Origin of the sequence: Candidatus Rickettsiella isopodorum (assembly GCF_001881495.1) — a bacterium.
Taxonomy (GTDB): domain Bacteria; phylum Pseudomonadota; class Gammaproteobacteria; order Diplorickettsiales; family Diplorickettsiaceae; genus Aquirickettsiella; species Aquirickettsiella isopodorum.
Genome location: NZ_LUKY01000032.1, coordinates 329,587 through 343,292, shown reverse-complemented (window position 1 = coordinate 343,292; position 13,706 = coordinate 329,587). Strand labels below are relative to the sequence as shown.

The 13,706-nt window shown below is 37.4% G+C and carries 9 protein-coding genes; 2 read left to right on the top strand and 7 right to left on the bottom strand.

Going from position 1 to position 13,706, the window contains the following annotated elements:
• Positions 1 to 2: 2 nt before the first annotated feature.
• Positions 3 to 719, bottom strand: a complete 717-nt coding sequence (gene minC / locus A1D18_RS03725) for a septum site-determining protein MinC (RefSeq protein ID WP_071662471.1) — start codon at positions 717 to 719, stop codon at positions 3 to 5.
• Between the two features lie 94 nt (positions 720 to 813).
• Between minC and A1D18_RS03720 the strand changes: the two genes are divergently transcribed.
• Complete coding sequence (locus tag A1D18_RS03720; RefSeq protein WP_216095019.1) at positions 814 to 2,472, top strand: AMP-binding protein; 1,659 nt, start codon at positions 814 to 816, stop codon at positions 2,470 to 2,472.
• Between the two features lie 131 nt (positions 2,473 to 2,603).
• On the top strand, positions 2,604 to 4,259 hold the full coding sequence (locus A1D18_RS03715) for a hypothetical protein (RefSeq protein WP_071662469.1): 1,656 nt from the start codon (positions 2,604 to 2,606) through the stop codon (positions 4,257 to 4,259).
• Positions 4,260 to 4,306: 47 nt separating this feature from the next.
• Here the strand turns inward: A1D18_RS03715 and A1D18_RS03710 are convergent, their stop codons facing one another.
• From A1D18_RS03710 to A1D18_RS03685, 6 genes are all read right to left on the bottom strand, one after another.
• A complete protein-coding gene (locus A1D18_RS03710; RefSeq protein ID WP_071662468.1) occupies positions 4,307 to 5,746 on the bottom strand; it encodes an ATP-binding protein in 1,440 nt (479 codons plus the stop codon).
• Positions 5,746 to 6,417: a response regulator gene (locus tag A1D18_RS03705; RefSeq protein WP_071662467.1), complete on the bottom strand. Its 672-nt coding sequence runs from the start codon at positions 6,415 to 6,417 to the stop codon at positions 5,746 to 5,748. Before A1D18_RS03705 ends, A1D18_RS03710 begins: the two co-directional genes overlap by 1 nt.
• Before the next feature lie 294 nt (positions 6,418 to 6,711).
• A complete protein-coding gene (gene ligA / locus A1D18_RS03700) occupies positions 6,712 to 8,748 on the bottom strand; it encodes an NAD-dependent DNA ligase LigA (protein ID WP_071662466.1) in 2,037 nt (678 codons plus the stop codon).
• Complete coding sequence (locus A1D18_RS03695; RefSeq protein WP_071662465.1) at positions 8,741 to 9,385, bottom strand: cell division protein ZipA; 645 nt, start codon at positions 9,383 to 9,385, stop codon at positions 8,741 to 8,743. Before A1D18_RS03695 ends, ligA begins: the two co-directional genes overlap by 8 nt.
• A gap of 161 nt (positions 9,386 to 9,546) precedes the next feature.
• On the bottom strand, positions 9,547 to 13,080 hold the full coding sequence (smc, locus tag A1D18_RS03690) for a chromosome segregation protein SMC (RefSeq protein ID WP_071662464.1): 3,534 nt from the start codon (positions 13,078 to 13,080) through the stop codon (positions 9,547 to 9,549).
• A 335-nt stretch (positions 13,081 to 13,415) separates the two neighbouring features.
• Entirely contained in the window at positions 13,416 to 13,655 is a 240-nt protein-coding gene (locus A1D18_RS03685; protein WP_071662463.1) for a glycine zipper 2TM domain-containing protein, read from the bottom strand.
• Between the last annotated feature and the right edge of the window lie 51 nt (positions 13,656 to 13,706).

Sequence of the window (13,706 nt, the reverse complement as noted above, 5' to 3'; positions counted from 1 at the left end):
ATTTAAGCGAGTTGTTTCATTTGTAAACGTTCTTGTTCTAAAGAAATATGCACACTGCCGTTGTTAAGCGTTTGTTGTAAATCCTGTAAATCTTCACTTAGCCAATAATGGCCAGCAATTGCGACAAGTTCCGCTTCTAAATTTTGGCAGAAAATATGTGCGTGTTGATTTCCGGTTACACCCGCAAGTGCTCGACCCTTTAATCGCCCATAAATATGGATATTACCATCGGCTAACAATTCTGCTCCAGGGCTGACTGAGGCAATGACAATTAAATCACTATTTTTTGCATAGATTTGTTGGCCAGAACGTACGGGCTGAGTAATCAACTTAGAGTTAATAGCAGGTGAGGCAGTATTTATTTTTGGCGAAGTGTCAGTTGATTCAGTTTTTACATTGGCAAGGATAGCGAGACCTGATTGTATAGCGAATGTTTGTTGTTCTGCATTGCCACCACGTACTCCTACAGGAATTAACCCATAACCACGTAGGCAACTGATAATACCCGGGAAATCGATAGGTCCGGTGACAGCAGGTAAGGAAAATAAATCTAAGATAATAGGTAATTGTTGGAAAAAACGGGGAGTTTGCGCTACTAAAGGCTTTAATTGTTGATGAACGAGTTGTGCATCGGCGCTGAATAAATGAAAAGTAGTCAATGTGAATAGACTCGCCTTTAATTTAAAGGCTTCTTGTGATGTTCCCATCAAACTGTGCATAAATAGTCCACCTAGTCACTAATATCGAAATAAAGTAGGCATTATATACTAAAACTTAATAGGGAATGCTCGCCTTTAATTTTCTAGGTGGTGAATGATGGAAAAAATTTGGTTGAATCGTTATCAGCAACAAATACCTGCTGAGATTAATCCTGATATTTATCAATCACTCGATCGATTATTTGCAGAGGCTTGTCAAAAATTTCGCTCGTTGCCTGCATTAAGTTTTTTTCAGCAAACGATTAGCTATGATCAATGGGCTGATTTAAGTCGCCGCTTAGCCGCTTATTTGCAACAGGAATTAAAATTGAGCAAAGGAACTAAAGTGGCGCTCATGCTACCTAATTGTCCACAATATATGATATCTATTTTTGGGGTGTTGCAAGCAGGATTGGTAGTGACTAATGTCAATCCATTTTATACCGTACCCGAATTCACTCAACAAATCGATCATTCACAGGCCAAAGTGTTAATTATATTAAGTAATTTTCTACCTAATATCATTCATGTAATAAAAAACACGCCTATAAAATACATTATTACGACTTGCTTAGGTGATATGCTGACTTGGCCGCGATCTTGGATGGTCAATAGCTCTGCTTGGTGGGTTATAAAAAACCAAAAACAAAAAGATCCAACGATACATCCGATTAATTTCTTAACGATTCTAAAAATAGGTCAAAGCTTAAAAACATCATCGGTGGTAATTAATAGAGAAGACCTTGCTTTTTTACAATACACTGGCGGTACGACAGGCGTCCCTAAAGGTGCAATGCTAACTCACCGTAACATGCTAGCGAATATAGAGCAGTTAAGGTCTTGGGTAAGACCTATTTTGCGTGAAGGACAAGAAACATTTATTACCGCTTTGCCGTTGTATCATATTTTTTCTTTAATGGTTAATGGTTTAATGTGCGTGCGTTTAGGAGGTAAGAATTGTTTAATTCCCGATGCGCGCAATATAAAACAGCTTATTCAAGTGCTTGCGGACACCCATTTTAGTACCTTGTTAGGTGTCAATACTTTATTTAAGGCACTCTTAAAACATAAGGCATTTGCAAATTTAGATTTCACGCATTTAAAAATCGCTTTAGGTGGTGGTGCTCCAATACAATCTCACGTTAAAATTTGCTGGAAACAAATAACAGGAAAATTATTATTAGAAGGATATGGTCTAACTGAAGCTTCTCCGGTTGTTTGTGCCCCTCCTTGGGATTTAGTGGTAGCAGGGGACCATGTGGGGTTACCACTTCCTTCCACGGATATTTGTCTTCGTGATAATAAAAAAAATGAAGTAAAAATAGGGGAGGTGGGTGAGCTCTGGGTGAAAGGTCCTCAAGTCATGCAAAATTATTGGGTGCAGGCTGATGTAGAGTATCCATTAACGCCGGATGGATGGTTAATAACGGGTGATTTAGCGCGTATCAATCATCAGGGTTTCGTGTTTATCATGGGTCGTAAAAAAGAACTCATTTTAGTTTCTGGTTTTAATGTTTATCCAGAAGAAATTGAACAAGTTATTCAACAAAATCCTAAAGTAAAAGAGGTTGCGGTTATCGGCGTTCCATCGGATAAGACCGGCGAAGCAATTAAAGCGTTCGTGGTAAGAAAAGATCAGAGCCTAACATCTGATGAGCTATTAAAGGATTGTCGTGCTGCATTGACTAGCTATAAATTACCGCATGAAATTGTGTTTTTAAATTATCTCCAAAAATCCGCATTAGGAAAAATTTTAAAAAAAAATTTACATTAAAATTTTTTAAATAAAGAAATATTAAGTATTAATTTTTAAAAAATTAATTTAATTGACAATTTCATTTAATAAAAGTAGCCTATCATTCACTAAAAATAATACCCATAAAAAAAATAAAAAAAGAGGTATTTATGAATGTAAAAAAATATAATAAATTATTACAGGAATATAAAAATAAATTAAATTGTATTTCAAAAAATGATGTTGACTATAAGTTGTTGCTTAGTAATGCAGTCATTATTTTTTTTAATGAAATAAATAAATTAGATAAAAAAATTCTTGAGAATTATTTTAAAAATTTTAATAAAGAAAATATTTATAGAAATGAAGTGCAAAAAGATGCTTTATATAATTTAATTTTATTAACGATTAAAAATACTAGTCATTCTGATTTATTTGTTCGATTTTTTCCGGAATATCTTGAATCAAAATTAACAGTGAAATCAAATTGGCGAGTGGTGCGTTGGTTGCAAATGTTTATTTCTTGGATTATTAAACCTAAACCCAAGCTTAGAAATTTAGCCGATGCGAAAAAAATATTGGAAGCTTTGAGAAATATAAAACATCGTATAGCAAATACTGAAAATGATTTATTAGATGTTAATTTAGAAATGGAAACCTATAAGGCACTGCCTTTTATGGTAGAAAAATTTCTCGAAAATAAAGTTTCCTCTTTAATTTATACCCCTATTAATGAATATAAATTACTTGAAGAGTGGAGTTCATCGTATAAGAAGAAATTATATAGTGGAACTGCTTCTGATCTCAGTAAGGAGTGTTCAGATATAGATTCACTACTTAACTATTTAAGTTATAGAATTAAATTGCTCATAGTATCAGATGAAAAAATTAAGTTATCCAAAGAGTTGACTAAGCTTAAAGCATTTGTTTTTGATAAAAAATTTTCTTTATTTGAAGAGAAAATTGGTGAAATAAAAGAATTTATCAAAAACACATCTATTCACAAAAATGCAGTTAGAATAGGAGGTATCTACAATCTAATTGAAGGGATTAGACAACGATTTAAACTTCAATATGAATTTAATGAGAAAGTTAACTTGCAAAATAAAAATTTAAATCAATTAACTTCCGAATTTAAACAGTTGTTAAGCTTATCAATTTATAAGATGCAATTTTGTTATGAAGGCTTTAGGAAAAATTTAGATAAACAAGTTGATCGTTGTTATGGAAACGATTCTAATTTTTATCAAATTTTAAATAAGTTAGAAACTATTTTTTATATTAATAGAAGTTTATTTTTTCATACGACTAATCAAGCATTTTCCAACTCAGAATGTACCCATTTATATTTGACATTAGATAAACTTCAAAATGTTGCAGCAGAGCTAGAAATTTACGCAAAAAAAATGGAACCTAAGCTATTAGAAACTGACTTAACTAAATTAAGTCAGTTTATTTTAACGGAAGTTTTAATGCTAAAAACCGCATTAAAAAAAGAAATAGCAGAGAATATTTATCCTTGCCAGTATGATTCTGACGAAGAGGAAGATGCTTGGGATACTGATTGGGAGGATGATTCATCTGATATTTCTGTCACTTCGAATCGGGATCAATTAGAACAAGAAGAAGACTTAAATAAAGATGAGGCGTTTATAACAACCATGGATAGTCAATCAGACAGTGGTATTTCAGATGAAGCGGAGTCTAATTTATATCAGCCTGCGCTATCAACTTATCCGCGGCCGTTATTTTGGAGCAGCCCAATTAATAATCAAGAAAATACAGGAAGAGTGTTGAATTCTTATCAACAAGTTTTAATGAATTAATAGGTATTAGGCATTGTGAGTAGCAATGCCTATATTATGAAGTGATATTAGATTTTTAAAAAACGATACTGATTTTTTGGAAAGCGAACTTCAATTTGTAGTCCGGTGCCCTCTGAGGGCGTATCTAAAGCTATCGAACCTTTATGTAGTTTTGCAATTTGTTCTACGATAGCAAGCCCTAAACCGCTGCCTTGTGCATTTGTTCCTAAGATACGGAAAAAACGCTCAAATACTCGCGCGCGTAATTTATTAGGAATCCCAGGCCCATTATCGATTACTTGTAAGATAATGGAATCAGAGGTATTAAGGAGAAGTACCTTAATAATTCCCCCTGTGGGTGTATAACGAATAGCATTATCGACTAGATTACGAATTAATACATGCAAGCCAGTAGTATTACCTAATAGCTTATAATCAGAATCTTTTGCGATTAATTCGATTTCGATCTGTTTAAGGATAGCTTGGGGTGCTAGTTGTGCAATGACTTCGGCAGCTATGCGTGATAAATTTACTTGTGTAAAGTGTTCTGGCATGATGGTTTCAGGACTTAAGCGACATAATGTCAGTAATTGTTGAATGACATGTGTACAGCGATCGACGCTCGCAATCACTTGTTTTAAATGCAAGTAACATTCTTGTGGATCGGTCGTTTTAAGTGCTACTTGTGCTTGGGTTTTTAGAGCAGCGAGAGGCGTATGTAATTCGTGAGCGGCATCAGCGGCAAAACGTTGTTCACGTTCAAAAGCTTGTTGTAAACGTGAAAAAAGTTTATTCAGCTCATCTACCAAAGGGCTTATTTCTACAGGAACTTCATTGAGATCAACGGGATCTAAATGATCAGCCGCTCTTTCCGCCATTTCTTTAGCAAAAAAACGAATACTCTTTAATCCGCTACCAATAATTAACCAAATAAAGATTCCTGATAAAGGATAAATTAATAGTGTGAGATAAGTATCACTCACTAACATGTTATGAATCATGGTATAACGCGCTGCGTATTGTTCTGCTAAGACCAAGATGACGCCGCGTTTAGTGTCATAAATGGTAAAAGTACGCCATTTTTGTCCATCGATAATTTTATCGCTGAGCCCCGGTTTACTGATGAGTGGTGCAGCGGGTGTTTTTTCTGAACTTAATAACAGCTTACCGTCGCCATCCCACAATTGAAATTTATAACGTAACCGTTTTTGAGTGATAGGAGTGATATTTAAATGAGGGCTGGAAGAAAAGTTTTTTTTAGGAGTATTCCCTATCCCTATATTGAGTTGTGATTGAATGACTCTAAGTGTTTCGGGCGTTAAGAAACGTGGATTATTCGTAATAGTTTTAAGGAGTGAGCCAGTTTCCACCAATAAATTATCTAAACTCACATTAATAGCTTGGCAGTCTATATAATAATTGCCGAGAGCAGTGATGATGATAGTAGCGATAACCGTGCTTAATAGATTAAACAATAAGAACCGTCTAATCGAAAAAATAGTAAACATTAATTATTTTCCTTCTCTGCCATATAACCCACGCCGCGTATTGTTCGAATAAAGTGCGTATCTACTAATTTCTTTCGTAAATTATGGACATGGACTTCGAGTGTATTGCTATCAATTTCATCACCCCAGCCATAGAGGCATTGATTAAGTGAGTCGCGCGAAACAACGTGACCGGCATTTTCTAATAATTTTTGCAGTAAACTAAATTCACGACGAGACAGACTAATAGCAAGCCCTTTGAGCGTAACGGTAAATGAGCTGGGATCTAATTCGATATCCCGGTATGTCAATAGAGGAGCGGCACGATTGCTGGAAAAACGTCGTTGTAAAGCGCGGATTCTGGCAGAGAGTTCATCTAAGTCAAAAGGCTTAGTTAAGTAATCATCAGCACCACTGTCTAATCCCTTTATTCTATCTTCGATGGCATGACGTGCTGTTAAGATGAGTACAGGCATCGTAATACCTGCTGCGCGCATCTCACGGAGGACACTTAATCCAGGTAGGCCTGGTAAATTTAAATCAAGTAGGATGACATCAAATGTTTCTGTTTTGATAGAACTTAAGGCGGTCCGGCCATCAGTGAGCCAATCCACCGTATAGCCATATTGTTTTAGACCTTTGTGAATCCCATCACCTAATGCCCCATCATCTTCCACTAATAGAATGCGCATAATTTGCCTCATTATTGTTATTATTTTATTACTCTTTGCACTTGAAATTTTTGACTGTGTTGCCGTTCAACTCGCAATCCTCATGTATGTTCTATACACGCCGGTTGCTCCGTTTTCGCGGCACCCTGCCAAAAATCCAATTGCTGTGAGTATCTATTAAGTTTGCACTTAAAGATGCGTATCTTTCAATTCATAGCGAACGGTATCTTCGCTGCGAGATGATTGCATAGCAAGATGCCTGTTAGCCTCTTGATGTGCAAGTATGTGTTAGTTTTTATTACCAAAAAGGTAATTTTACGATAAATTTGCTTTCTTTAATAGCGATAAAAATTTTTTTTCTGTCAGTATAGTGAGACCTAACTCCTGGGCATGCGTGAGTTTCGATCCAGCGTTTTGGCCTACAATCACGTAATCGGTTTTTTTGGTCACGCTAGAAGTGACTTTTGCTCCGAGTCCTTGGAGCAAAGTGGTGGCTTGCTCGCGACTTAATTCAGATAAGCTGCCGGTTAAAACAAAATTTTTTCCGGTTAAGAGGGAGACGTGTTGCTGATTAATACCAGGAGGTTTTGGCCAAGTAATCCCAGCTATCAGTAGATTTTTGATTACTTCAAGGTTGTGAGCTTCGCTAAAGAATTTTTTAACATGGGCTGCGACTACAGGACCTATGTCGGGAATAGCTTGTAGGGACGCTTCATCCGCCTGCATGATAGATTTCAGTTTTTGAAAATGTTGAGTGAGATTTAGGGCTGTCGTTATACCCACATCACGTATTCCTAAGCCATATAAGAAACGGGTTAAGCTGGTTTTTTTACTAGCGAGTATGGCGGCGCATAATTTCTGAGCGGATTTTTCACCCAGATGTTCAAGATCGACTAATTGTTCTATCTTTAATTGGTATAGGTCAGAGACATCTTTAATTAAATTAGTATCGACTAATTGATCGACGAGTTTATCGCCTAAACCTTCAATATTCATGGCTTTGCGTGAGACAAAATGCTTGATGGCTTCTTTACGTTGTGCTGGGCAATAGAGGGCGCCGCTGCAGCGTGCAGTTGCTTCGGTTTCTAATTTAATGATATCTGAGCCACAGATAGGGCAGTGTTTAGGTAATTGTAAATCATAGGTGTTAGCGGGCCGTTTTTCTTGAACGACGCTGACGACTTCTGGGATAACATCACCTGCTCTACGGATGATAACGGTATCCCCTACACGTATGTCTTTGCGTTTAACTTCGTCCATATTATGTAAAGTGGCATTGCTAATCGTTGCCCCTCCAACAAAAATGGGTTGTAATCGTGCAACCGGGGTTAAGGCACCCGTACGGCCCACTTGAAACTCGATGGCTAGGACCCGTGTAAATGCTTCTTGCGCGGGAAATTTATGCGCAAGTGCCCAGCGTGGAGCACGTGAAACAAAGCCCAGTTGCTGTTGTAAGGCAATAGAGTTGACTTTGTAAACGACACCATCAATCTCATAAGGAAGAGTCACGCGTTGTTTTTCTATTTTATAATAATACGCTAAGCAGGCGGATATATTTTTCGCTGTTTTAGTTTGTGGGCAACGAGGTAAACCCCAACGTTTAAATTGATCTAAGATCGCTGTGTGTGTCGCTGCTAATGGACCCTCTTTAATTTGTCCGACACTATGTGTAAAAAAAGCTAAAGAACGTTGCGCAGTAATTTTAGGATTTAATTGACGTAAACTTCCTGCTGCCGCATTACGTGGATTAACCAATGGTTTTTCTCCCGTTTCTTTTAACCGATTATTAAGTTGTTGAAAGGCTTTTTTGGGAATGTATACTTCGCCACGTACCTCTAAATTTGTCGGGTAATCCGACCCTCGAAGTTGTAAGGGAATACTTAAAATGGTACGGATATTTAAAGTAATATCTTCTCCAGTATGGCCATCGCCCCGTGTTGCGGCACGAATGAGTTGTCCTTTATAGTAGATTAAGCTTACGGCAATACCATCCAATTTGGGTTCGCATGCATATTCGATATCGTCTTCGGTCTGTAATCTCTCTTGTATACGTTGATTAAACGCGAGTACTTCTTTTTCAGAAAAAGCATTTTCCAAAGAGAGCATGGGTATAGCATGTTGGACTTGTTGGAAGGATGTTAACGGAGTGCTACCGACGCGTTGTGTGGGAGAGTCATTGCTTACCAGTTCGGGATAGTGTTTTTCGAGATCTTCTAATTCACGAAACAGTTTGTCGTAAGCGGCATCACTAATCAATGGGTCATCAAGAATGTGGTACCGATAGTTGTGTTCGTTAATTTTTTTTTTAAGCCGCTCCATTTTTTTAATAAGGCTATCGGATGGTTTAGGCATAAGCATGAAGTTGTGAGTGATATCGAGAAGGATCCTCAATAGGTTGTAGTTGTTTATCACACAGTACACCATCTAAGTCTTGTGCGAGAATTTGTGCCGTCTCCCACATTAAGTTAAATGTGTTCAGCGCGGATTTAACCTGATGGATCGACATAAATAGACATAATCCGGGACAAACTATTTCTCCGGTATTATCTAAATCAAAGGTTCCAGGCTCGATAGCTGAGGCTAGACTAAATAAAAGCTCTTGTTTGGCTAAAGGATCGGCATAAAAATGAAAAATATTCATTTTGCCATAGTGAAAACCGGCACTCGTCAATGTTTGGATCAGTTCATATCCGCGATATGGTCTTTGTTTGGGGGCCATTAATTGTAAGATTATATAGTTATCGAGGTCATATTGAGTTATGGAGTTCTTGTTGTTAGTGCTTTCTTGTTTCAGATTAGATTTAGTGAAAGTAGGTTCGAGTCGCGATGTCGATAGCTCAGTTTTAGACGGAGGTTCTGTTATTGAATGTTCGGCATTTAATTTTTCTTTTTTACTGCGAAAATTTCCATGCCAAATAATAAGTATTAAACCAAAAACACCGAGAAAAATAATACTAGGTAAAATAATCAGTAAGTAGTCAATGTCCATCACATCGATACCTCTTGAAAGAAATAATGTTTTTTACTAAAGAAAGAAAACGTTTGAGCTATTAAAGTTTCCATGTCTGGCTCTCCATCGTATCATACGAAGAAATAAAACTAAAAATATACCACTCGCATAGGAAGAAAAGTAACCGGTTCATTGTAGGCTTAAGCAGTAGCAATGGCTATGGCTTTTTCTAGATCGACAGCGACCAGGCGCGAAACACCCGGTTCATGCATAGTGACTCCTGTCAAGTGATGGGCCATTTCAATTGCCACTTTATTATGGCTAATAAAGATAAATTGCACTTCATTCGACATCTCTTTCACTAACTTACAAAACCTTAGAACATTCGTATCATCTAATGGCGCATCCACTTCATCTAATAGGCAAAAAGGAGCAGGATTTAACTGAAAAAATGAAAAAACTAAAGCAGTTGCCGTCAAGGCTTTTTCTCCCCCTGAAAGCAAGTGTATGGTGCTATTTCGTTTTCCTGGTGGTTGCGCCATGATGCAAATACCACTACTCAGTAAGTCGGGATCTTGGAGTTGTAATGAAGCGACACCGCCTGAAAATAGCCTTGGAAATAAAGTAATGAAGTTCTGATTGACTTTATCGAAGGTTTCTTTAAACCGGTTACGCGTTTCTTTATCCATTTTCTGAATAGCCGTTTGTAACATTTCTAAGGCTTCGGTTAAATCTTTATATTGGGCTTCTAGATATTTTTCACGCTCTGAAACTATCTGTTGTTCTTCCAAAGCAGCGAGATTTACTGCCCCCATCTGTTCAATACGCTGAGTTAATTGAGTCAGTTGCGTTTCACGTTCAGTGATATCAATCTGTCCAGAAGGAATTTCTGATAAAAGTTTTTCCAGTTCATAACCCTGTTCTTGCAATTGTTCTTCTAAGGTCTTAGCCCGTATACGTAATTCTTGTGAAAGTAATCGTTGTTGTTCTAAAGAATCTCGATCTAAATTAAGATGAGCTTCCAGTGCTTGTGATTGAGTTTCGGTGTCTTTAATTTTTTTATCAATGATTTCTAACTTTGTTTGATGTTCTTTAAGTTGTAAACCCAGTTTATTTTTTTTATCGATTTGTAGATTGAGTTGTTCCTGAAGTGAGTTTATCGGATTTTCAGCAACGTCGATCAATTCATGCAATTGATTAAGACGTTGTTCTAATTGCCTATACTGCTGTTTTACGTTAGCTAAAGTGGCAAGTTCGGTTTTTAGTTGATGATGCATCGCTTGTAAACGTAACTCATGTTGATGAAGTTCTGCTTCATAGTCTTTAGTGACACGTGCCGACTCATTGAGTTGGTTTTGCAAGGTAGCTTTATCTTTTAAGTGAGTTAGCCTTTGTTTTTCTATTTCTTGCAGTTGAGTATGTGCTATTTTTTGCTCTTCGCAGGCTTGCTGTAATTTTTCCTGTATCGTTGCATAGTGTTGTTTAGTTTCTTGCAATTCTTGTTGTATTGCTGTAAGACGTTGTTTCGCTTGAAATACTCGAGCGTGTTGGACTTTTTGGCGTGCACTTAAATCCGCTTGTTGAGCAATTAATTCAGTGGATTGTTTCTGTTGTTTTGCTTGCGTATCTTCCAGTTCTTTTAATTGGGTTTGAATATGCTGATAGTCTATTTGTTTCTTATCAAGCTGTTCTTGAATGTCTTGTTGCACTTTTTGTAGCTGAGTTATTTCACGTTCTCGTTGTAATAAGCCTGCTTTATGATCATCACCACCCGTTAAACGAATCCAATGATTACCCAAACAAATTCCTTCACGTGTGATGATAGATTCATAACTTTTTAATTGCTTGGTATGTTCCATCGCTTCTGTTACGTTCTCGGCTACATAGACTCCTGCGAGCAAGTGTTCAAGTGGCCATGGCGCTGTAAACTTGCTACTAATAGGCGCTAGTGTTAACTGATTCTGAAAAGTCGCAGCAAAATATTCACAGGGTATCGACTTTGTCATTAAACTAACCGTATTCGGCGGGGGAGAATTTAAGAAATCATCTAAAGAATCTCGGTCGGTAAAACATACCGCTTGGATATGTTGGTTCAAAGCGACTTCTATTGCCCGCTCCCAGCCGGTTTCTACTTGTAATAGCTGTACTAGTCGAGGTTGTTCGGTTAAATGATGTTTTTTAAACCATTCCAATAAGGTATGTTCGCGTTTACCTAAGGCTTCTTGTTGCAAGGCCATGAGTGAGGCGTATTCTCCTTGCGTCATTTGTAAGTGACTTTTTAATTGATCCAATTCTTTAGTGTTTTGCTGTAAAAGAGTACGTTGTTCAAGAATTCGTTGAGTTATCTGTTCTTGTTGAGTTTTACAGTGTGTATATTTTGCTTCAATCGAGGCTAAAATTTCGTTTAAATTTTCAGATTGTTTATTCTGAGGATTCAAAATGTTAGTTTGTTCATCATGCTCATGTTGCAAGCGGTCAATACGTAGGTTTAATGTGTGAGATTGCTGTTGATCAAAGTGGTTTTGTGTTGTAACACTATGGTGCTGTTGTTTTAGTTCAATAAAAGAGGTTTGGATGGTTTCCCATTGGGTTTGCCATCCGGCATAATTTTTCTCCGCTTGTTTTAATGAAACTAGGCTTTGTTCAGTGGCTACCTGAAGTTCAGTTTGTTTTTTCTGGAGTTCATTAAGTCTTTGATTAATCTGAATCTGATTTGCTTCGCTGGATTGGCATTGTTCTTCAAGAACCGCTTTCTTTTTGGTTAAGTCGGCTAGCTCGAGTTGATTTTGCTGAAGTTGTGTTGTTTGTGTGCGTAAATTTTCTTCTAAACGGGTTACTTCATTGCCGAGTTCATAATATTCAGTTTGAAAGTTACTAAAATTTAGTCGTGCTTGAGTTTGCTCAATACGATCGGCTATTACCTGTGCGGATAAATGCTGTTGTTCAAGTTGAGAGGCATGTAGTTGTTCTTCAACCGATTGTATTTCATTTAATTGAGTGTGTAGTTGTTCCTGAAATGTTTGATAACGAAGAGTTTGTAATTGAGCTTTTAGGAAACGTTCTTCTTCTTTAAGTGATTTGTAGCGTTCCGCGGCGTTGGCTTGACGCTGTAAATGCTTAAGTTGTTTGCTAAGTTCTTCTCTTACGTCATTTAAACGATTTAAATTTTCCTGTGTATGTTCCAAACGTAACTCGGTTTCACGACGTCGTTCTTTATATTTTGAGATGCCAGCCGCTTCTTCAATATAAGCACGCAGCTCTTCAGGTTTAGCTTCCACAATGCGAGAAATCATACCTTGTTCAATAATGGCATAACTACGTGGACCTAGACCCGTACCTAAGAAAATATCTCGGATATCACGTCTACGGCAACGGGTTCCATTAAGAGAATAGATCGATTGGCCTTCTCGCGTGATTTCACGTCGAATCGAAATTTGCGTATAGCTATTGTATTGACCTCCTAGACTTGCATCAGAGTTATCAAAATTGAGTTCAATCGATGCCTTGCCTAGTGGTTTTCGGGTATGGCAGCCGTTAAATATCACATCATCGAGTGATTGACCTCGTAGTTGTTTGGCAGAGCTTTCGCCCATAACCCAGCGTATGGCATCGATAATATTCGATTTTCCACAGCCGTTGGGGCCTACAATAGCGGTAAGATTACTCGGAAAAGCCACGGTAGTGGGATCAACAAAGGACTTAAATCCTGCTAATTTGATACTTTCTAGACGCATAAGTGTATTAATATCGATTTAATAGGAAAAAGTATAGCATTTATAGAGAATATACCCATAGCACCACCCCAAGGTGCGAGTTTGCATCTTCAAGTGCGAGAGTGATTTAAAAGAAAAATCGACTCAATATAAAATGATATCTAAGGCTTTCAGTGAAATAAAGAGCGGTATAAAAAAGCCTAGACAAACGCTCATTTGAATGCAGAGCGTATATCTAGGCTATCCGAAGGTAAGTTATATTCTCACACTTGAATTTTTGTCTGTGTTGCTATGCAAGACTCAATCGAGGTACTTGTCAAAAATCCAATAACGGTGAGTATATATTCTTCTATCTTCTAGTAGCGGTTGCCTGAGCTGCCAGCTAATTGGCTTCCTGCTACAGCACCTAATCCTGCGCCGGCTATTGTCGCTACAGTTCTACCAGAGCCACTACCAATCGTGTTACCTAATAGACCACCTACTGCGGCACCACCTAAACCTCCGGCCACGCGTCTTTGGTCGGGTGACATCGTATCACAGGCTGTTAGGCCGACTAATAAAACGCCTATTAAGGCGAATGAATTAATTTTTTTCATATTTTACCCCATGGAAAATGAAATAATTTTTGGACTATTTATCTATCGTTC